The organism is Pseudomonas fluorescens, from assembly GCF_000968015.1.
GTDB classification, from domain to species: domain Bacteria; phylum Pseudomonadota; class Gammaproteobacteria; order Pseudomonadales; family Pseudomonadaceae; genus Aquipseudomonas; species Aquipseudomonas fluorescens_W.
Genome location: NZ_LACH01000017.1, coordinates 421,613 through 442,244, shown reverse-complemented (window position 1 = coordinate 442,244; position 20,632 = coordinate 421,613). Strand labels below are relative to the sequence as shown.

15 protein-coding genes and 1 pseudogene are annotated in these 20,632 nt (G+C 60.4%); 12 read left to right on the top strand and 4 right to left on the bottom strand.

All coding sequences use genetic code 11. The annotated features are described in order from the left end of the window. The first annotated feature begins 60 nt into the window (after positions 1-60). From VD17_RS11680 to VD17_RS11660, 5 genes are all read left to right on the top strand, one after another. A complete protein-coding gene (locus tag VD17_RS11680; protein WP_046053941.1) occupies positions 61-963 on the top strand; it encodes a LysR family transcriptional regulator in 903 nt (300 codons plus the stop codon). Positions 964-1,093: 130 nt separating this feature from the next. Then, positions 1,094-1,720 carry a glutathione S-transferase family protein gene (locus VD17_RS11675; protein ID WP_046053940.1) on the top strand — a complete coding sequence of 209 codons (627 nt, stop codon included), beginning with the start codon at positions 1,094-1,096 and terminating at the stop codon, positions 1,718-1,720. 63 nt (positions 1,721-1,783) lie between these two features. Further along, positions 1,784-3,814 carry a pyridoxamine 5'-phosphate oxidase family protein gene (locus VD17_RS11670; RefSeq protein ID WP_046053939.1) on the top strand — a complete coding sequence of 677 codons (2,031 nt, stop codon included), beginning with the start codon at positions 1,784-1,786 and terminating at the stop codon, positions 3,812-3,814. Positions 3,815-3,984: 170 nt separating this feature from the next. Continuing rightward, positions 3,985-5,178 (top strand): DUF3142 domain-containing protein, encoded by a 1,194-nt coding sequence (locus VD17_RS11665; RefSeq protein WP_046053938.1) that lies wholly within the window; start codon positions 3,985-3,987, stop codon positions 5,176-5,178. Beyond that, positions 5,165-7,279, top strand: a complete 2,115-nt coding sequence (locus VD17_RS11660; protein ID WP_046053937.1) for a hypothetical protein — start codon at positions 5,165-5,167, stop codon at positions 7,277-7,279. The genes VD17_RS11665 and VD17_RS11660 overlap by 14 nt, the downstream gene beginning before the upstream one ends. 3 nt (positions 7,280-7,282) lie before the next feature. Here VD17_RS11660 and VD17_RS11655 read toward each other — a convergent pair whose 3' ends face one another. Next, the gene (locus VD17_RS11655; RefSeq protein ID WP_046053958.1) at positions 7,283-7,912 is read right to left on the bottom strand and encodes a LysE family translocator; all 630 of its coding nucleotides are present in this window, start codon (positions 7,910-7,912) and stop codon (positions 7,283-7,285) included. Positions 7,913-8,057: 145 nt separating this feature from the next. Here VD17_RS11655 and VD17_RS11650 point away from each other — a divergent pair, with 145 nt between their 5' ends. Next, positions 8,058-8,531, top strand: a complete 474-nt coding sequence (locus VD17_RS11650; RefSeq protein WP_046053936.1) for an Lrp/AsnC family transcriptional regulator — start codon at positions 8,058-8,060, stop codon at positions 8,529-8,531. 113 nt (positions 8,532-8,644) lie between these two features. Here the strand turns inward: VD17_RS11650 and lpdA are convergent, their stop codons facing one another. After that, positions 8,645-10,045 carry a dihydrolipoyl dehydrogenase gene (lpdA, locus tag VD17_RS11645; RefSeq protein WP_046053935.1) on the bottom strand — a complete coding sequence of 467 codons (1,401 nt, stop codon included), beginning with the start codon at positions 10,043-10,045 and terminating at the stop codon, positions 8,645-8,647. A gap of 217 nt (positions 10,046-10,262) precedes the next feature. Between lpdA and hflK (VD17_RS11640) the strand changes: the two genes are divergently transcribed. The 5 genes and pseudogenes from hflK (VD17_RS11640) to cfaB all read left to right on the top strand — a co-directional run bounded on the left by hflK (VD17_RS11640) (position 10,263) and on the right by cfaB (position 17,636). Further along, positions 10,263-12,221, top strand: coding sequence for a protease modulator HflK (gene hflK, locus VD17_RS11640; protein WP_185753139.1), 1,959 nt, complete (start codon positions 10,263-10,265; stop codon positions 12,219-12,221). Then, positions 12,218-13,258 carry a protease modulator HflC gene (gene hflC / locus VD17_RS11635; protein WP_046053933.1) on the top strand — a complete coding sequence of 347 codons (1,041 nt, stop codon included), beginning with the start codon at positions 12,218-12,220 and terminating at the stop codon, positions 13,256-13,258. Before hflK (VD17_RS11640) ends, hflC begins: the two co-directional genes overlap by 4 nt. Continuing rightward, a pseudogene (gene hflK, locus VD17_RS11630) lies at positions 13,255-14,318 on the top strand (protease modulator HflK). Before hflC ends, hflK (VD17_RS11630) begins: the two are co-directional and overlap by 4 nt. Continuing rightward, positions 14,315-16,225, top strand: coding sequence for a cation-translocating P-type ATPase (locus tag VD17_RS11625; protein WP_046053932.1), 1,911 nt, complete (start codon positions 14,315-14,317; stop codon positions 16,223-16,225). The pseudogene hflK (VD17_RS11630) and the gene VD17_RS11625 overlap by 4 nt, the downstream one beginning before the upstream one ends. Positions 16,226-16,451: 226 nt before the next feature. After that, positions 16,452-17,636, top strand: a complete 1,185-nt coding sequence (cfaB, locus tag VD17_RS11620; protein ID WP_046053931.1) for a C17 cyclopropane fatty acid synthase CfaB — start codon at positions 16,452-16,454, stop codon at positions 17,634-17,636. On the opposite strand, the gene cls is transcribed toward cfaB, so the two are convergent. Next, complete coding sequence (gene cls, locus VD17_RS11615; protein ID WP_046053930.1) at positions 17,633-19,072, bottom strand: cardiolipin synthase; 1,440 nt, start codon at positions 19,070-19,072, stop codon at positions 17,633-17,635. The genes cfaB and cls overlap by 4 nt on opposite strands. A gap of 132 nt (positions 19,073-19,204) precedes the next feature. Between cls and VD17_RS11610 the strand changes: the two genes are divergently transcribed. Then, on the top strand, positions 19,205-19,726 hold the full coding sequence (locus VD17_RS11610; RefSeq protein WP_046053929.1) for a DUF3617 domain-containing protein: 522 nt from the start codon (positions 19,205-19,207) through the stop codon (positions 19,724-19,726). 23 nt (positions 19,727-19,749) lie between these two features. Here VD17_RS11610 and VD17_RS11605 read toward each other — a convergent pair whose 3' ends face one another. Then, complete coding sequence (locus tag VD17_RS11605; RefSeq protein ID WP_046053928.1) at positions 19,750-20,631, bottom strand: His/Gly/Thr/Pro-type tRNA ligase C-terminal domain-containing protein; 882 nt, start codon at positions 20,629-20,631, stop codon at positions 19,750-19,752. Position 20,632 lies beyond the last annotated feature (1 nt).

Here is a 20,632-nt window from a genome sequence, read left to right as displayed (position 1 = left end):
TAGGTTTTCACACAGTCTGCTACGGTTGCGATTTTTTTTATCTGAATTGAGGACACGCCCATGGACCGATTCCAGGAAATGCAGGTCTTCGCTGCCGTCGCCCAAGACCAAGGCTTCTCGGCGGCGGCGCGGCGTTTAGGCCTGTCTGCAGCCAGCGTGACTCGCGCGGTGGCGGCGCTGGAGAAACGCATCGGCACGTTGCTGCTGACGCGCACCACCCGCAGTGTGCATTTGAGCGAGGCGGGTCAGCGTTACCTGGAAGACTGTCGGAGGATTCTCGCCGAGGTGCAGGAAGCCGAGGATTCGGCGGCGGGCAGTCACGCTCAACCGCGTGGGCAACTGACAATCACCGCGCCGGTGTTGTTTGGTGAGTTGTTTGTCACGCCAGTGATGGTGAATTATCTGACGCAGTTTCCCGAAGTCAGCATTAATGGGTTGCTGGTCGATCGAGTGGTCAGCATGGTCGAGGAGGGCATCGATGTCGCCGTGCGGATCGGTGAGTTGCCCGACAGTAATCAGCACGCGATTCGCGTGGGTGAGGTTCGGCGGGTGGTATGCGGCTCGCCGGAATTCCTGACGGCCCACGGTCGGCCTCAACATCCTCAGGATCTGGCTCAGGCGCCGGTTATTGCGACGTCCTCTATCGGTCAGTCGAGAATCTGGCCGTTCCTCGAAGGGGGAGAGCCGCTGAGTGTTCGACCCGCGCCGCGCCTGGTGGTGACGGCGAATCAGGCCGCCATTACGGCGGCATGCCTGGGTTTGGGGCTGACCCGGGTTCTGTCTTATCAGGTCGCGAGTAAAGTCGCCTCCGGTGAGCTGGAAATCGTTCTGGCGGACTTCGAACTGCCGCCCTTGCCTATCCATGTGGTCTATCAGGGCGGGCGCAAGGCCCCTGCGCGGATTCGCAGTTTTGTGGATTTTGCAGTGAGCGCGCTGCGTGAGCATCCGTCCTTGCAGGCGTGATGGTTTATTTCACCTGGTGAAATAATGGATTGCGTTGGCTGGTTATTCTGTTGTTTTGGTGGCGGGTGGAAGATAGCTCCCCATCGGGGCTGAACACTGTTCAACAGCGCCACCACCAGCGGAGTCGACCATGCAAGCGATCAAACTCTACAACTTCCCACGTTCTGGCCACGCTCACCGTGTAGAGCTGATGCTGTCCCTGCTGCATCTGCCGACCGAGCTGATCTTTGTCGATTTGCCGAAGGGCGCGCACAAGCAGCCGGATTTCCTCGCGCTCAACGCTTTTGGTCAAATTCCGGTCATCGATGATCAAGGCGTGGTGCTGGCCGACTCCAACGCGATTCTGGTTTATCTGGCGCAAAAATATGGCAACGGCCGATGGCTGCCAACCGATCCGGTCGGGGCGGCCAAGGTTCAGCGCTGGTTGTCGATTGCCGCTGGGCCGATTGCCTTTGGCCCCGCCAGAGCGAGGCTGATCACGGTGTTTGGTGCGGCTTACAACGCTGAAGAAGTGATCGCTTATTCCCACACCTTGCTCAAAGTTATCGATCAGGAACTGGCAGCAACGCCGTATCTGGCTGGCGCCGAGCCAACCATTGCCGACGTTTCGGCCTACAGCTACATCGCCCATGCACCGGAAGGCAACGTGTCCCTGGAGGACTACGCCAACATTCGCGCGTGGCTGGCTCGGATCGAAGCCTTGCCAGGGTTTGTCGGCATGCCGCGCACCGTTGCCGGCCTGCAAAAAACTGCCTGATGCTTACGGCCCGACACTGTCGGGTCGTTCACACTGCGCCGATGGCGCAGGGGAGAAGTCGTTGTGGATCGTTCACCCTGGCACGCCGGCGAGAAACAATTGCAGGCTCATGTGGGCATTGCCGAGCGAATGGAGGTGCTCGGTCGTAAGGTGATTCGCAGCGAGATGCCGGATCAGCACCGCACGTTCTATGAGCAACTGCCGTTCATGCTGTACGGCGCGGTGGATGCCGACGGTAATCCTTGGGCCAGTATTCTTGAAGGACCACCGGGTTTCGCTCACTCGCCCACGCCGGGTGCGCTGCAATTCAGCAGCCTGCCGGGCGCTGATGATCCGGCGCAATTGACGGAGGGCGCAGCCATGGGCCTGTTGGGGATCGAACTGCACACCCGTCGCCGTAACCGCCTCAATGGGCGAGTTGGCGCGATGACGGCAAGCGGCTTCGACGTGACGGTCGAACAGTCCTTCGGCAATTGCCCGCAATACATCCAATTGCGGCAGTTTCGCTCGGTGCCGTTGGCGGATCCGTCGACTCGCATCGCGCAACACCTCAACGGGCTGGATGAGGCGGCCAAAACCCTGATCGCGGGAGCCGATACGTTCTTTGTCGCCAGTTACGTGGATGTCGATGGCCAACGTTCGGTGGACGTTTCTCACCGCGGCGGCCAGGCCGGTTTCGTACAAGTAGAAGGCAATCGCCTGACTATTCCAGATTTCGCCGGCAACCTGTTTTTCAACACCTTGGGCAACCTGCTGCTCAATCCCCGGGCCGGTTTGCTGTTTATCGATTTCAATTCGGGAGACCTGCTGCACCTCAGCGGTCGCACCGAAGTCATTCTTGAAGGCACACAGGTCGAGGCGTTTCAAGGGGCCGAGCGCTTGTGGACGGTCGAGGTGGAAAGCGTGGTGCGTCGGCCCGCCGCGCTTGCTCTGCGGTGGCGTTTTGACGGCGTGTCACCCACCAGTTTGCTGACCGGGACCTGGGCGCAGGCCAACGCCCGTCTGCAAGCCCAGGCCTTGGGCGATCGTTGGCGGCCGCTGCGGGTGGCGCGAATCAAAGAGGAAAGCCACAACATCCGCTCGATCTATCTGGAGCCTGCCGATGGGGCGGGCTTGCCGGTGTTTCAGGCCGGGCAGCATTTACCACTGCGCTTCAACATTGCCGGCGAGGTGCATATCCGCACGTATAGCCTGTCGAGCGCGCCGTCCGATGATTTTTTCCGCATCAGCGTGAAGCGTGACGGTTTGGTGTCTTCGCACCTGCATGAACAGGTGCGCGTCGGTGATCTGTTGGAGGCCCGTGCGCCTCAGGGGCATTTCACCGTGGCACCTAATGAACGTCGGCCGCTGGTGCTGCTGGCTGCCGGTGTCGGCATCACGCCGCTGCTGTCGATGTTGCGCGAGGTGGTTTATCAAGGCCTGCGCACCCGCCGCATCCGACCGACCTGGTTCTTCCAGAGTTCGCGCACGTTGGCCGATCAAGTGTTTCGTCCTGAGCTGGATCGCTTGCTCGAAGACGCCGGTGATGCGGTCAGGGTGTTGCGTCTGGTGAGTCAGCCGGAAGCCGGGGCCCTGGAGGGTGAGGATTTCGACCTGACGGGGCGGATCGACACCGCGTTGCTCAAGACCCTCCTTGAAGTCGAGGACTACGATCAGCTGGATTTTGTCCTCTGTGGTCCGGGCAGTTTTACCCAGGGGCTATACGACGGCCTACGGGAACTGGACATCCGTGACGCAAGGATTCACGCCGAAACCTTTGGCCCCTCGACCTTGCGCCGGGTGCCGGACCCCGACGCGGTGGTCATTGAGCAACCGCCCGCGGCGACGACCTCGGTGCCGGTGGTGTTTCAGCGCTCGGCTAAAGAGGCTCGCTGGCAACCCGACGGTGGCAGTTTGCTGGAGTTGGCGGAAAGCCGTGGGCTACGCCCGGAATTCAGCTGTCGCGGTGGTTCCTGCGGGACCTGCAAGACTCGCCTGATCAGCGGCCAGGTGAATTATCCACAGCAGCCAGCCGAAGTGCCGGATGACGGACACGTGCTGATTTGTTGTGCGATTCCGGCGCAGGGGTCGCAGCCTTTGGTCCTCGACTTGTAGCAGCTGCCGAGCCTGCGAGGCTGCGTCCGAGTGCGAAGCAGTCGTAAAATCCGACACAGCAGTTCTTTAGATACACCGTGCACGTAGTATTGGCGACTGCTGCGCAGCCGGACGCAGCCTCGCAGGCTCGGCAGCTGCTACAAAGGATCTGATTCGGCTCAAGGGGCTTTATGTATTTTTTCGCTCGTCTGTCGGCGTTGATTGTCGCGATGGCATTGCTCAACGGTTGCGAACGACAGGACGCGCCAGCGCTCGATCAGCAACTCTACGTCTGGCAACGGCAATGGACACCGGCCCACGAAGCGGCGCTGAGGGACAGCCGGGCTGACTTTTCCACCCTGCGGGTACTGGCCTTGCAGGCATTCCCTGAGGCGGGTTGGCACCGGGCGCGGATTGACCCGGCGCTGCTCAAACGTGATGGTCGGCCGCTGATCGCGGTGATTCGTCTGGATGGCCAACTCAAGTCGCTGGATCGGGACGAAGTCATCGCGCAGATCCAGCAGGTGCTCGGCGATTGGCAAGGGCAGGGGTTGAATCTCTCCGGCGTGGAAATCGACCACGATGCCGGTAATGCTCGGCTACCGGCCTACCGCGAATTTCTTACGCACCTGCGCGCAGTTCTGCCGGCCTCTATTGCGCTGAGCATCACCGCGTTGCCGGCTTGGCTCGACAGTCCAGAATTGCCGGCATTGTTATCCACAGTCGACAGCAGCGTGTTGCAGGTGCACGCGGTGAGCAATCCACGTCTTGGCTTGTTTGACGCGGATCAGGCCCGCCAATGGACCAAGGCCTGGAGCCGAATCACTTCGAAACCTTTCTATCTGGCGCTGCCGGCCTATGGTGTGGCGTTGTTGCCGGGCCGTGGTGCGCCGCTAGTGGAAAGCGAAGTGCCAATAGAACAGGGCGGCAAACGCCGGGAATTGCTCGCCGATCCGCAGCAACTGAGCCGGCTCGGGACCGAGTTGCGCAACGATCCACCGGCGCATCTGGCGGGCCTGATCTGGTTTCGTCTGCCGCTGGCCAGCGACCGCCGGGCCTGGAGTCTGACGACCCTGAGCGCCGTGGCGCGTGGCGATGCACTCGACAGTCGACTGGCGCTGAAACTCTCCGAGCAAGAAGGCCTTTATGACATCACCCTCAGCAATCAAGGCAATCTCGACAGCGCCTGGCCAGAACGCCTGACACTCGCGGTGCAGGGTTGCGAGGGTGCCGATGCGCTGGCCGGTTATGCGTTGCAACAGCGTCCGGATCTGCTTACCTTCACCCGCCTGCGCGACGGTCGAATACCGGCCGGTGGGCAGCGCGCCATGGGTTGGGCTCGTTGCGCACATATTGATCAAGGAGGTTCGAATGTTGACCCGTAACTGGCCCCGCCATCTGCTTTGCCTGAGCCTCAGCCTGCCGCTGGGTTCGGCGCTGGCCTGCGGGCCGGATTTCCCTATGCGTCTGCTGGACAACCGCGGCCAGTCGCTGGCGGAGCTGCCGGAAGGTAATTTCAGATTTGAAATCAGTCGCCTCGGGCATGCGGTCGCCGGGCTGAAGAACGTCACCGAAACCGCCTCTAACATGGATGCGCCCGACTACGCAGAACAGCGGGATAAGGCTGAACAATCCGGTTTGACGGCTGAGCAGCAGGTGCTGGTGAAACAGTTACGCAGCCTGACTGATGCGCATGAGGTCGAGATTCAGGGCGCGAGTCTTCCGGCTGAGCTCAAGCTCTATCTGGCCGGCGCTGCGGCATTCAATGCCGGTGATCATGGGCTGGCCGCCGAGTACTTCCAAAAGGTACTGGCATTGCCAGCGGATCAACGGGCGTTGCGCAGCACTTGGGCTGCTTACTCGTTAGGTCGGGCGCTGTTTGCCATGAGCTCCGAAGCGGACGCTGGCCCTGACCTGTTGGCTCAGTCTAGAAAGGCTTTCGAGCAGACCCGTCAACTGAGCATTGACGGCTTTAGCGATTCACTGGAACTGGGTGTGGCCAGCCTCGGTGAAGAGGCCCGCGTCGCCCGCACTGCCGGCGACTGGAACCGCGCCATCGAACTCTACGCCACGCAAAACCTTCAGGGTTCGGCGGTGGGTTTCACCTCGCTGAAACTGTTGGTGGCCGACCTCGCGACAATGCCTGACGATCAACTGGCCGTGTTGCTCAAGGGAAAACCGGTGCAGCAACTGGTGACCGCCTCGTTGATCAGCCGACTGGGCTGGTCATTCGGTGATCAACCGCCGAACGAATTGAAACTGATCAAACTGCTGCAAAACAGCACCCGCGGCAGCCTCGATAACGCTGATCGGCTGGCAGCGGTGAATTATCAACAGGGTGATTACGCCAGCGCCAAGGCGTTCCTCGAACACGCCGGTGATGGCGGACTGGCGTGGTGGCTGCGGGCCAAACTGGCCGTGCGTGATGGCGATAAAAACGCGGCTGCCGCAGCGTATGCCAAGGCTGCCCAGGCCTTCCCGCAGAACGAGTCGTGGGGTGAGCGGCGCACACCAGACTGGGATTTCGAAACGCTTCAGCCCAAGTGCCGGGTTGAAGGGGAGAGCGCGATCCTGGCGTTGCAACGCGGGGATTACCTGCAAGCGTTCGATCAGCTTTATCGCAGTAAAGATATCTATTGGTTCGACGCTGCCACGGTCGCCGAGCGCGTGTTGACCGTCGATGAGCTCAAGCAATACGTCGACACTCAAGTGCCGGCACCGCCCCCTCTGACTCAGCAGGATCGTGATAACTACGTACCATTGCCGGTGGCGGCAAAACTGCGCAATTTGCTCGGGCGGCGCTTGCTGCGCGAAGAGCGGTATGACGAAGCGCCAGCCTACTTCGATAACGCCGACTTGCAGGCGAAGGCCAAGTGGTACGGGCAGTTGCGCAACGACGCTGAATCAAAGTGGTGGCCGACCAAACGGGCATTCGCTTATTACCAAGCCGCGACACTGGCCCGTTTCGGCGGAATGGAGTTGTTGGGCTACGAGATGTCCCCGGATTACGCCACTTTCGGTGGCAATTACAGTCTGGAAGCGCCCGAACTCAAGGTCGGACCGCTAATGGCCGAGGGTGAAGTGCAGCGCCAGCAAGCCACCGTGGCGCAACCTGATGAGCGTTTCCACTACCGTTTTGTCGCCACGGCGCTGGCGAGCAAGGCCGCTGATCATCTGCCCCACAGCAGTCAGGCGTTTGCTTCGGTGCTGTGCAAGGCTTCGTCGTGGGGCACCAGCCTGCAAGAGCAAAGCGCTTTCTACCGTCGGTATGTCGAGGAAGGCCCGTATGTGGTCTGGGCCGGCGATTTTGGTCATCAATGCCAGGATCCAGACTTTCAGAGCGCCGACAAACGCTATGTGACCCAAGTCACCGACGCCGTGCGTTCGCAGCTGCGGCCCTACAAAACACCGTTGCAGATTGGCGGTGTGATAGCGGTCACGGCAGCAGCGCTGTTGCTGATCAATCGCCGCCGCAAGACGCGGTAAGGCTTAAGCCTGTTGCACAAAGGTCAGCCGCACGGCGAAGCCGATCAACAGGCTGCCAAACAGCCACTGCTGCAGGCGTTGGGCCGAAGGACTGCGTTGCAGCCAACGGCCGAGCGCTGCGCCGGTCAGTGCGTAAGCGCTGTCGAATAACAACCCAACGCCAACCAACACCACGCCCAGGGTCGCAAATTGCGCGAGCACCGGCCCGGCGTGTGGATCGATGAACTGCGGCAGCAGCACCGAGCAGAACAGCAACGCTTTGGGGTTGAGCAGGTTAGTCAGCAAGCCGCGCTGGATCGCTGCACGCCAGCGAGGTTTCTCGGTGGTGGTGTCTGCTCCGTTCAAACTCGGCAGCATTGTGGTTCGCAGGCATTGAATGCCGATCCACAGTAGGTAGGCGGCCCCGGTCAGGCGTACCGCGTCGAACGTCCAGGGCGCAGCCTTGAACAGTGCCGCCAACCCAAGCGCCGCCAACGCGACATGGCATCCCCGGGCAACACCCAGACCCACCGCAGTCGCCAGCGCCGCGCCTTTGCCCTGACGAGCACCGGTCTGCAACAACAGGATCATGTCCGGGCCCGGTAACAGATAGACCACCGCCAGCGCCATGAAAAACACCCAGAGTCCCGCCACGTTGCACCCCATTCGTTGTCGATTCGGTACGGCCAGTCTAGGGCTGAAGGGCAGGGCAGGTGGTTGCGTAGTTCGCTTCTAAAATGCTTCTGCTTGGCATAACCTGCCACTCAATTGCAGGTAAACCATCAGGATCTGCCAAACTATGAAACTCGACGCCTACGACCGCAAGATTCTCGCAGCCCTGCAACGGGACGGTCGCCTGAGCAATGTGCAACTGGCTGACGAGATCGGTCTGTCCGCCTCGCCTTGTTTGCGCCGGGTACGGATGCTCGAAGAAGCCGGGGTCATACGCGGTTACCAGGCCAATCTGGATCGCGACGAAGTAGGGCTTGGGCTGACGGTGTTTGTCGGGGTCAAGGTCGAGCGGCATAACGATGAACAGGCCGAAGCCTTTCGCTTGGCCGTGACCGCGTTGCCTGAGGTGATTTCGGCCTTTCTGGTGTCAGGAGAATCGGATTTTCTACTGCAAGTAGTGGTGCCGGACCTGCGCGCCTATGACCGCTTCCTCACGGGGCGTTTGCTGAAATTGCCGGGTGTGAGTGACATCCGCAGCAACTTTGCGATTCATACGGTGAAGACGCCTGGGGCGTTGCCGCTGGGGCATTTACCGGCCTGAGACCGAGTCGACCCAATCGCGAGCAAGCTCGCTCCCACATTGGTTTTGTGAACGCCGCAGATCAAATGTGGGAGCGAGCTTGCTCGCGATAGCGCCACCGCCAATCTCCAGGCTTACATCTGCGTCGCCATCCCTTCGACATTCATCGCCGCCTGGCGCAAGGCCTCGGAGCGGGTCGGGTGTGGATGGCAGGTCAGGGCAATGTCTTCGGCGGAGGCGCTGAACTCCATGGCCACGCAATACTCGCCAATCATTTCACTGACGCTTGGACCCACAAGGTGCACGCCGAGAATCTCGTCGGTGCGCTCATCGGCCAGCACTTTGGCGAAGCCTTCGGTTTCGTGATTGATCTTTGCCCGGCTGTTGGCGGTGAAGGGAAACTTGCCGACCTTGTAGGCACGACCTTCGGCCTTCAGTTGCTCTTCAGTCTTGCCGACGCTGGCCAGTTCCGGTTTGGTGTAGATCACGTTGGGGATCAGGTCGTAGTTGACCTCGGCCGCCTTGCCGACAATCTGCTCGATGCAGACCATGGCCTCGTCTTCGGCCTTGTGGGCGAGCATCGGCCCGGACGTGACGTCGCCAATCACCCAGATGCCAGCCGCTTCAGTGCGATGGCCCTTGTTGGCGAGCATGCCGCGCTTGTCCGTGGCGAGGCCGACGTTTTCCAGCCCCAGGCCTTGGGTGTAAGGCCGGCGTCCGATAGACACCAGCACGTAATCCGCTTCAATCGTTTCGGCCGTGCCACCGGCGGCGGGCTCGACGCTGAGCTGAACGCCGGTCGCCGAGGTTGTGGCGCTGGTGACTTTGGAACTCAATTTGAAGTTGATGCCCTGTTTACTCAACGAACGTTGCAGGGTTTTACCCGCTTCACTGTCCACACCGGGGCAAATTCGGTCGAGAAACTCGATCACGGTCACCTGAGCGCCCAAACGCCGCCACACTGAACCCAGCTCCAGGCCGATCACCCCGGCGCCGATCACCACCAGATGCTTGGGCACTTCGGTCAGCGACAACGCGCCTGTCGAATCGAGGATGCGTTTGTTATCGATGTCCACACCGGGCAGGGGAGTGGGCTCTGAGCCGGTGGCGATGATAATGTTTTTGGTGTTCAGTTCGGTCTTGCCGCCCTGGCTGTCGGTCACCGTCACCTTGCCGGGCCCGTCAATGTGGCCCCAGCCCTTGATCCAGTGGACTTTGTTTTTGCGAAACAGAAACTCGATGCCCTTGGTCAACCCGGCAACGCTTTCATCCTTTTGTTTCATCATTTGCGCGAGGTTGAGTGTGGGTTTGACGTCAATCCCCAGGTTGGCGAATTCCGCGCCCATGGCGGCGGCGTAGAGTTCGGAGGCGTGCAGCAACGCTTTTGACGGCATGCAACCGACGTTCAGGCAGGTGCCGCCGAGGGTGGCGCGTCCTTCTACGCAAACCGCTCTGAGGCCCAACTGCCCGGCGCGGATCGCCGCGTTATAACCACCGGGGCCTCCGCCCAGAATCACGACGTCGTAGATGCTCATGGTTGTACTCCTGGAGTGAACGGGGATCGGAATGGGTAAACGTAGTCTTTGAATAAAATTACGAACGTAATATGTGCGTTCCGTAGCATTTCGGTCAAGGCTTCAGCCAAGCGACAGGTTGAGCGCCTTTAGATACAGCATTTAAGAACGGAAATTTCACGGCTTTCGTTATACCGTAACGTATTGCGATATGAGCAACGATAAACACTGGGGTGGTATGCAAGTCGATCTCGATGTCGATGGGACGCAAGTAGCCGGGCTACCGCGTTTCCAGCAGGCGGTTTTTCAAGGGCGGCGATTGCGTCAGTTCGCAATCGGTCTGGGCGCTCTTGCGGCGGCAGGTTGGTTGCTGGCGTTTTTTGTCGGGCTGTTTGCGCGGCAGTCGCTCTGGCCCGCGTTGCTGGTCAATCAGAGCGCCGGTTTGCTGGTGCTGGTCGCCGGTTTGCAATCGGCCTGGTGGGTGACGCAGTGGCGTGCGCGGGCGTTGAAACCGGCCGTGCAGGTTGTCGTTGCTGATGAAGTCGTTGCCCCGGTGGGCTGGTACGAAAAGCTGCTGGATCGGCTCAGCCAGCGATGGCTGCGAATGCTGGTGCAGATCGGCGCCCCGACGCTGTGGCTCGCGGGCTGGTCGCTGTTGACGTTGTTGAGCATCGAACAAGTCTGGAATCTGGCACTGCCGCCAACCGCACTGGGATTGTCGGCCAGTGTCGGTGCGGCGCTGTCGTTGCTGCTGGCCTTCGGTTTGCTGGTGCTGGAACGTCAACTGGCGCAGGAAAACGTCGCGCAATGGCCCGAAGCTGCGTCGTTGGCGCAGCTGACTCGAGTGGCGATCATCTGTCTGGTACTCAGCGCTTTGTGCCTGTTGTTGGGTGGCGAAGCGTCGGTCTGGCCGGTGCGTCTGGCGGTACTGATCGGCCTGCTGCCGGGGCTCGTCGCCGCCGAGCTGTTGTTGCGCGCCCTGCTGTCGTTGTTCAGTGCGCAGCGCGAACAACTCGAACCTGCCTTGCTGGCGCGCAGCTTCGTCGCCGACATGTTGCGCTGGCCGCCGCAACCTTTGTTAGCGTTGCAGCACGAATTGCACAACCGCTTCGGTATCGACCTGCGGCAGATCTGGGCCTTCACTTACATGCGTCGGGCATTTTTGCCGGTGCTCGCCGTAGTCTCGATAGTGGGCTGGTCACTGACCGGCATTCACGAAATCCCCATGCAAGGGCGGGGCATCTACGAGCGATTCGGCAAACCGGTGGAAGTGTTCGGTCCTGGTTTGCACGCGGGTTTGCCCTGGCCTCTGGGCCGGGTGTTGAGTGTCGAGAATGGTGTGGTCCACGAGTTGGCCACCAGTGTTGGCGACACACCAGCGTCGGTCGTGGCTGAACCTGCCGAAGGCCCGGCCCCCGCGATTGCCAATCGCTTGTGGGACGCCAGCCATGTGAACGACAAATCCCAAGTCATTGCCAGCAGCCGAGCCGACAAACAGAGCTTCCAGATCGTCAACATGGACGTGCGTTTCGTCTATCGCATCGGTCTGAGCGATCAAGCAGCATTGGCCGCGACCTACAACAGCGCCGATGTCCCGACACTGATCCGCAGCACCGCCAGCCGGATTCTGGTCCACGATTTCGCCTCACGAACCCTCGACGGTTTGCTCGGTGAGGACAGGGTAGGGCTCGCCGAAGAGATTGGTCGCGCGGTACAGGCCGACTTGCAGAAACTCGACAGCGGCGTGGAAATTCTCGCCACCGTGGTCGAGGCGATTCATCCACCGGCCGGTGCCGCCAATGCCTATCACGGTGTGCAGGCTGCGCAGATTGGCGCCCAAGCATTGATTTCCCGCGAGCGTGGGGCGGCGGCGGAAGCCACCAACCAGGCGCAATTGCAGGCCAGCATCGCTCGCGATCAAGCGACGGCCAGCGCTCGTGAAATCAACGCCACTGCCCAAGCGGCTGACTTGAGATTCGCTGCCGAGCAAAAGGCCTACGCCAGCGCCGGCCAGGCCTTCGTGCTGGAGCAGTACTTCAGCCAACTGTCCCAGGGCCTGGGCAATGCCAGGTTGCTGGTGCTCGACCATCGTCTGGGCGGAAGCGGTAACGCGCCGACCATCGACCTTCGTACATTCACGCTGCCGGCTGACCCTGCGCCGGCGCGTAATACCGCTCAGCCAGGAACTGCCAAATGAGCCAGTCGCACACTCATGATCACGACGACCACACTGGCCACGATCACGGCCATGGCGGGCATCACCACGGACATCACCATCACCATCACGGTGATCCCCAAGAAGCTGGCCCGTTCCCATGGCGGCGAATGGGCTGGGCAGCCTTGCTGGTGGCGTTCGCCATCGCGGCAGCGAGCCTGGTGCAAGTGCGTTCGGGCGAGGCGACGGTGATCACGCGTTTCGGTAATCCGTCGCGGGTATTGCTGGAACCAGGTCTTGGCTGGCGTTGGCCTGCTCCTTTTGAAGCGGCAATTCCTGTCGATCTGCGACTGCGCACGACCTCGAGTGGTTTGCAGGATGTAGGGACGCGGGACGGTTTGCGCATCATCGTTCAAGCTTACGTGGCCTGGCAGGTTCAGGGCGATCCGGACAACGTGCAGCGATTCATGCGCGCTGTACAAAATCAGCCGGACGAAGCAGCGCGGCAGATTCGCACGTTTGTTGGCTCTGCGCTGGAAACCACGGCCAGCAGTTTTGACCTGGCTAACCTGGTTAACACCGACGCCAACAAAGTACACATCGCTGATTTTGAAGCGCAACTGCGTCAGCAAATCGATCAGCAGTTACTCACGACTTATGGCGTGCGGGTGCTGCAAGTCGGCATCGAGCGACTGACCTTGCCGTCGGTAACCCTCACCGCTACGGTCGATCGCATGCGCGCCGAGCGTGAAACAATCGCCACCGAACGCACGGCCATCGGTAAGCGCGAAGCGGCGCAAATCCGTTCCGCTGCCGAGCGTGACGCGCGCATCGTACAAGCCGATGCGACGGTGAAAGCTGCCGATATCGAAGCTCAATCGCGCGTCGAAGCCGCGCAGATTTATGGTCGCGCCTATGCCGGATCGCCACAGCTCTACAACCTGCTGCGCTCCCTCGACACGCTAGGCACGATCGTCACGCCCGGCACAAAGCTGATTCTGCGCACCGATGCCGCGCCGTTCCGGGTGTTGGTTGACGGTCCGCCGACCCTCGATAACAAGTCCGGGTCGCAGCCATGAAATTGGTTCCACGTGGAACAAATGAGTTAAGCAGTCCCTGGATTCAGGCTGGGCGATTGGCTTTCTTGGCTCTTTACGCCGTGACGGTACTGGCCGCTTTGGTGTGGGCATTTTCCAATGTGCGGCAGATCGATCCGCAAAATCGTGCGGTGGTTTTGCACTTCGGCGCGCTGGATCGCATCCAGAATGCTGGACTGCTATTGGCCTGGCCGCGTCCGTTTGAGCAGGTAATTTTGTTACCCGCGGCGGATCGGGTGATTGAGCGTCGGGTGGAAAACTTGCTGCGCACAGATGCTGCGTTGCAGGCAGACCGGGTCGCGAGTTTCGCTACACCGATCAGCGATGCACTCGCCGGGTCCGGTTATTTGCTCACCGGAGACGCGGGCGTGGTGCAACTGGATGTGCGTGTTTTCTACAAAGTCACCGAGCCGTATGCCTTCGTTCTTCTAGGCGAACATGTATTGCCGGCGCTGGATCGATTGGTGACTCGCAGCGCGGTGGCCCTCACTGCCGCACGAGATCTGGACACCATACTCGTGGCGCGACCGGAGCTGATCGGCGCCGATAGCCAGGCAGCCGAAAGACGCGAACGTCTACGCGGTGATCTGGTGCAAGGCATCAATCAGCGCTTGGCTGACCTGACCTGACCGCGACCGGGCGTGGGTTAGGCATTGAAGTGGCTCGGGTCGACGTGCAATCGAGTCTGCCCGGCCCGGCGGTCAACGCCTTCAATGCTGTTCTGACCGCCAGTCAACAAGCCGACAAAGCCGTAGCCAATGCTCGCACTGAAGCCGAGAAACTGACTCAGACTGCCAACGAACAAGCCGATCGCACACTGCAAGTTGCTCACGCCCAAGCGAGCGAACGTCTGGCCAAAGCGTCGACGGACACAGCCACGGTATTGAGCCTGGCCAAGGCGCAACAACAAGGGACCGACCCGCAAATGCTGCTGCGCATCTACCGCGAGCGGATGCCGAAGATTCTCGGTCAGGCCGGCTCGGTGACCACGGTCAATCCGAAAGACGATTCCCGCCTGATCATTCAGGGAGCTGCACAATGACCACCCCAACCGCCGCCGCACCGAGCATGTTGTCCTCGGCTGAACAACGCAGCGCCGCCCGCCAATTGACACTGGCCATGCTCGCATTGGGCCTGCTCGCGCTCGGCCTGACCTGGCGTTGGTTGTCGCCGGAGCAGACGGGCGTCAGTCAATTGCTGCTGGGCTTTGCTTCGTTATTGGTGGCCGTGCCCGTGATGCGTTCCGCCTGGTACAGCCTGCGTTATCCAAGTTTGCACGGGATCACTGACCAATTGATCGCCCTGGCCATGCTCGGGGCGTGGGCCACGGGTGACCTACTGACTGCGGCGTTGCTGCCAATCATCATGATCTTCGGCCACGTGCTGGAAGAGCGCAGCGTGATCGGTTCTCAAGAGGCGATTCGCGCCCTCGGCAAACTGACGCGCAGCCACGCGCGCAAGGTTCAGGCCGATGGCTCCATCGTCGAAGTCGATAACGGCACACTCAAGGCCGGTGACCTCGTCGAGGTGCGCGCGGGTGATCGGGTGCCGGCGGATGGTCGGGTGTTGTCCGGTCAGGCGAGCCTGGACACCGCTTCGATTACTGGCGAATCGGTGCCGATGGAGGCGGGTGTCGGCATGCAAGTGTTCGGCGGCGCGATCAACCTCGACGGTCTGCTGCGCATCGAAGTGACCCGCACTGGCAACGAGTCGACCCTCGGCAAAGTCATTGCGCTGATGCAAAGTGCCGAGCGATCCAAGCCACCGATCACTCGGTTGCTGGAACGCTACGCTGGCAGCTACATGGTGCTGGTGTTGCTGCTGGCCGCCGTGACCTGGTTCGTCACTAACGATGCTCAGGCCATGCTCGCGGTGTTGGTGGCGGCCTGTCCTTGCGCGCTGGTGTTGTCGGCACCGGCAACGGCGATTGCCGGGGTGGCGGTGGCGGCTCGTCACGGGATTCTGATTCGCAGCTCCGCGTTCCTCGAAGAGTTGGCAGACCTGACTTCGCTGGTGGTCGACAAGACCGGAACCCTGACCTTTGGCACCTTGCGGTTGCAATCCATCGACAGCCCAATCGAGGATCGTAGCCACGTCCTTAAACTCGCTGCCAGCCTCGGGTCCGCCAGCAGTCATCCGGTCAGCCGCGCGCTCGCCGGGTTGGTCACCCAGGAACATTTTCTGCTGCTCTCCGACATCCACGAGCGTCAGGGGCTGGGCGTGGTGGCGATGACGGAGCAGGGCGAGGCGGCGCTCGGTCGTCCAGAGCTGTTCACGCAATTGGGTATCGCCACTTCCAGTGTTCCCGACCACGATGGCCCCATTGCCGGGCTGGCGCTCAACGGTGAATTCCTCGCCTGGTTGTTACTGGCCGACAGCGTCAAACCTGAAGCTCGATTTGCTTTGAGCGAGCTACGTGAGTTGGGGTTGGGCCGGCAGTTGCTGCTGACAGGTGATCGGCAAAGCGTCGCGCACACATTGGCGCGAGATGTCGGGATCAGCGACGTTGAAGCTCAAGCGTTGCCCGAAGACAAACTCAATCGTGTGTTGAAAGAAATCGGCAGCGGCTTCCGGCCGATGGTCGTGGGAGACGGGATCAACGATTCGCTGGCGCTCAAGGCCGGTGTGGTCGGCGTGGCCATGGGCGCGGGCGGGGCGGACATCGCGCTGGCCTCGGCCGACATCGTCCTGATCGGCAGCGACCTGCGTCGACTCGGCACATGTGTGCGCCTGAGTCGCCAATGCCGGCATACGTTGCAGGTGAATGTGATCATCGGTCTGGGCTGGACGCTGGCAATTGTTGCCTTCGCCGCCTTCGGCTGGCTTGGCGCTGCGGGCGCGATGATTGCTGCGCTGTTGCACAACTTCAGCACCTTGCTGGTGTTGGGGAATGCCGGGCGTTTACTGCGTTTTCAAGAACCATTGCTCAAGCTTGAGGATGAGGATTGAGTACGCCTGGTGAATGCTCTAAACAGCGCGATCACGGGCGATTTCAAGTTCTCAGAACTGTACGACGAATTCGTAGTCATCTAGGTGAGGGCAATCACTTTTGTGAATTCGCGACGGTTGGTTCGAGCGTTACGAATCATAGAAAAGGGCTATTAATTCGATAGCCAGCTATTTTTCAAGGATGGACTACCCTCACATCAGACGTCTGAAACAAGAGGGTCTATCCATGCTCGCGCATCTTCCTCCGGCCTTACAGAATCTGCAGTTACCGTTACGCCTGCGACTCTGGGACGGCCATGAATTCAATCTGGGGCCGACGCCCAGCGTCACAATTGTGGTCAAGGACCCACAAATGGTTACCCAGTTCACTCACCCAAGCCTGGACACGCTCGGAGCGGCGTTTGTCGAAGGCAAACTTGAGCTGGAAGGCTCCATCAGCGACGTGATCCGCGTCTGCGATGAGTGGAGCCAGGCGTTGCTCGGTGATCAAGACAGCCAGCCAGTGCGCACCCCTCACGACAAAGAAGCAGACGCCAAGGCGATTTCCTACCACTACGACCTTTCCAATGCGTTTTATCAGCTGTGGCTCGACAGTGACATGGCGTATTCCTGCGCCTATTTCGAGACCGGCAGCGAAACCCTTGAACAGGCTCAACAAGCCAAATTCCGCCACCTGTGCCGCAAGCTACGGCTGCAACCAGGGGAATACCTGCTGGATGTCGGTTGCGGTTGGGGCGGACTGGCACGGTATGCGGCTCGGGAGTTTGGCGCGAAGGTGTTCGGGATCACGCTCAGCAAAGAGCAACTGGCACTTGCCCGTGAACGGGTGACCGCCGAAGATCTGGACGATCTGGTCGAACTGCAACTGCTCGACTACCGCGACCTGCCTCAGGACGGTCGTTTCGACAAAGTGGTTAGTGTCGGCATGTTCGAACACGTTGGTCATGCCAATCTGGCCGAGTACTGCAAGACCTTGTTCGGTGCGGTGAAAGAGGGTGGCCTGGTAATGAACCACGGGATCACCGCCAAGCACACCGACGGCCGTCCGGTGGGGCGCGGTGCCGGCGAATTCATTGAGAAGTATGTGTTCCCCAATGGCGAGCTGCCGCATCTGTCGATGATCTCTGCCGAGATCAGTGAAGCAGGGCTGGAGATCGTCGACGTCGAGAGTCTGCGCCTGCACTACGCGCGTACGCTGGACCACTGGAGCGAACGCCTGGAAGACAATCTGGAAGCGGCTTCCCGGCTGGTGCCAGAGCAAGCCTTACGGATCTGGCGGCTGTACCTGGCGGGATGCGCTTACGCGTTCGCCAAGGGCTGGATCAATCTGCACCAGATTCTCGCGGTGAAAGCTCACCCCGACGGCAGCCATGAACTGCCGTGGACGCGAGACGATATCTACAACCCTTAAAGTATCGGTGAAATAAGCCGGGCGACCCGCATGCCGACCTGTTGCAGGCGGTGGGTCTCCCGGCTTTCTTCTTTGGCGATCTCGTGAGCCTGGGCGAAGTCATCGTTGAGCATCTGTTCCACTTCGGCGGCAAACGCGCTGTCGACCGTCAACAACATCACTTCAAAATTCAGCCGGAACGAGCGGTTGTCCAGATTGGCACTGCCGATGGCGCTGATTTCGCTGTCGATCAACACCACTTTCTGATGCAGGAAGCCAGGCTCGTAGCGGAACACCCGCACGCCGGCACGCACGGCTTCGAAGGCATACAGGCTGGAGGCGGCGTAGACGATTCGGTGGTCAGGTCGAGAGGGCAGCAGCAGCCGCACATCTACGCCTCGCAGAACCGCCAGCCTTAACGCCGCGAATACGGCTTCGTCGGGGATGAAATAAGGGCTGGTGATCCACACCCGTTCGGTTGCCGCATGGATGGCTTCGACGAAGAATAACGAACAGGTTTCGTAGGAATCCGCCGGACCGCTGGCGAGCAATTGGCAGAGCACGCCGTCGTCTGGGTAAACGTCCGGCAGGATCAGCGGTGGCAATGACCGGGCGGCCCAAAACCAGTCTTCAGCGAAAGATTCCTGCATGCAGGCCACCACCGGTCCGCGTACTTGCACATGGGTATCGCGCCACGGCGCCAGAGGTGGTTTCTCGCCCATGTACTCGTCGCCGACGTTGTGCCCACCGACGAAACCCAATACGCCATCGACCACCACAATCTTGCGGTGGTTGCGAAAGTTGACCTGGAAGCGGTTGAGCCAGCCGCTGCGGGTCGCAAAGGCTTTGACCTCGACGCCGGCATCGCGCAGCGGCTGCACGTAACTGTGAGGCAGGGAATGGCTGCCGATGCGGTCGTACAACAAATAAACCGCCACGCCTTCGGCGGCTTTCTGTAGCAGCAAGGTTTGCAGGCGTTGACCGAGGCGATCGTCGTGGATGATGAAAAACTGAATCAGCACCGCTTCCTTCGCGTTGCTGATGGCATCAAAAATGGCGTTGAAGGTGGCCTGGCCGTCGATCAGCAATCGCACTTCGTTGTTCGCCAGGCACGGCATGCGCCCCAGTTTCGGCATGGCCCTCAAGGACGCGTAAGCATTTGAGGCGCGAGCGGTCAGCGCTTCTTCTACCCAGGGGCGCCAGTTGAGCTCGGAGATTGCCTTGCGCATTTCTTCGTTGGCCTGGCGCCGAGCCTTGATGTAGCCATCGAAGGTACTGCGGCCGAAGACTAGATAGGGGATGAGCGTGAGGTAGGGAATAAACAGCAACGACAGGGCCCAGGCAATCGATCCCTGGGCGGTCCGGACGGTGAGCACGGCGTGGATGGCAGCGATCAGGCCCAGCGTGTGAAGCAGTGCAATCATGTAGCCGAAAATATGCGGTCCAAAGTAATCCATGGGGGCAGCCTTGCTCCTGAAGATTCAATGCTTAACAGACCATGTTCTGTGCAGAATGTCGCTATTTAATTGGCCCATGAACCGAAGCCACTTGCTGACGTCTAACGGCCACAACTGATCAGGAGTTACTCGATGAACGTTCGTCTGCTGGGTTTGGCCATAGCTGTTGGTTTGTCACTTCCTGTGGCCGCTCAGGCGCAGATGTTGCAGCCTGGTTTGTGGGAAATGACCACAAGCAACATGAAGGTCGATGACCAGAATCTCCCGGATTTGCAGCTGATCCTTGGCCAAATACAGAGCCAGATGACCCCTCAACAGCGCGCTCAGCTCGAAAAGCAGGGCATCACCATGGGCGGCAAAGGAATTCGGGCCTGCTTGACGCCGGAACAAGTGAAGACCAACGACATTCCGCTGACCGATCCACAGTCTGGCTGCAAGCAGGAAGTCACCGACCGTACCGGGAATCAGTGGAAATTCCGCTTCAGCTGTCCGAAAGCGCAGGGCACCGGTGTCGCCACTTTCCTCAGTGATCGTGAGTTCACCACTAAGGTGAATGGCACGTTCAATGCCACCGGCATTCAGCAGAAGGGCAGCCTCGATAGCCGCGCCGTGTGGTTGGGGCAGGATTGCGGGACCGTCAAGCCAAGAGCTTAAAAGCCCGCCAGCAGGCCCGCGCTCTACATGATTGTGTGGGAGCGGGCCTGATTCAACCACTCACACACCGTCTCAACACCCATCCTCCCGAAGTCTTCACCTGTGCGGCTGCGCACACTGACAAACTCGCCTGCTTTTTCTTTCTCCCCGATCACCACCAGATACGGCACGTGCTGACTGTGCTCGCGAATCTTTTGACGGACTTTCTCGTGACGCAGATCCGCACGGGCGCGCACGCCGCTTCGACGCAATGCCTCGGTCACCGACTGCGCGTAATCCGCCTGACGTTCGTCCATGCTGACGATCATGACGTGCGGCGGCGTCCGCCAGTTTTCCAGCTCTTGTTGGCAGGACCAGCACGTACCGTAAATCCGTTGCGGCAACGTACCGCTGATGTGGTCGAGGGTGAACGCTTGCAGCACTCTGGTCGCGGGGACATGTGGGCCAGCGGTCGTCGATTCGACGTCCCCCAGGCGGTACAGCGGCGTCTTTCCTTGACGGCGAATCGAGTGATTGGTCGCCGCCAGAGCCTGCATGCGGGCTTCGATCAGTGGCAGGTCTGCGGGCGTTAAGGATCGCTCGACAGAAAACTCATGAAAGAACCCGTCGCCTAGCGCCGTTCCTGCGTGCAGTTGCACCTGTGGATGAAGTTGTTTAACAGCCATGGCCAGCATCAGTGCGCAGGAGCGTCGCAGGATCTCCAGCCCATCGGGCTCTTGGGGCGTGACGATGCTGACCCTGGCATCGGCTTCGATCATGAACTCACAGTCCACCAGGATGCCGTCCACTCGGCCGGCCACCGCCGCTTTTGCCAGCCCGGGTCCGATACTCGCGGCGAGCTCGTACACCGACAGTGGCTGGTCGTATTCACGCAATGAACCATCGCTCAGGGTGATGTGAATCATG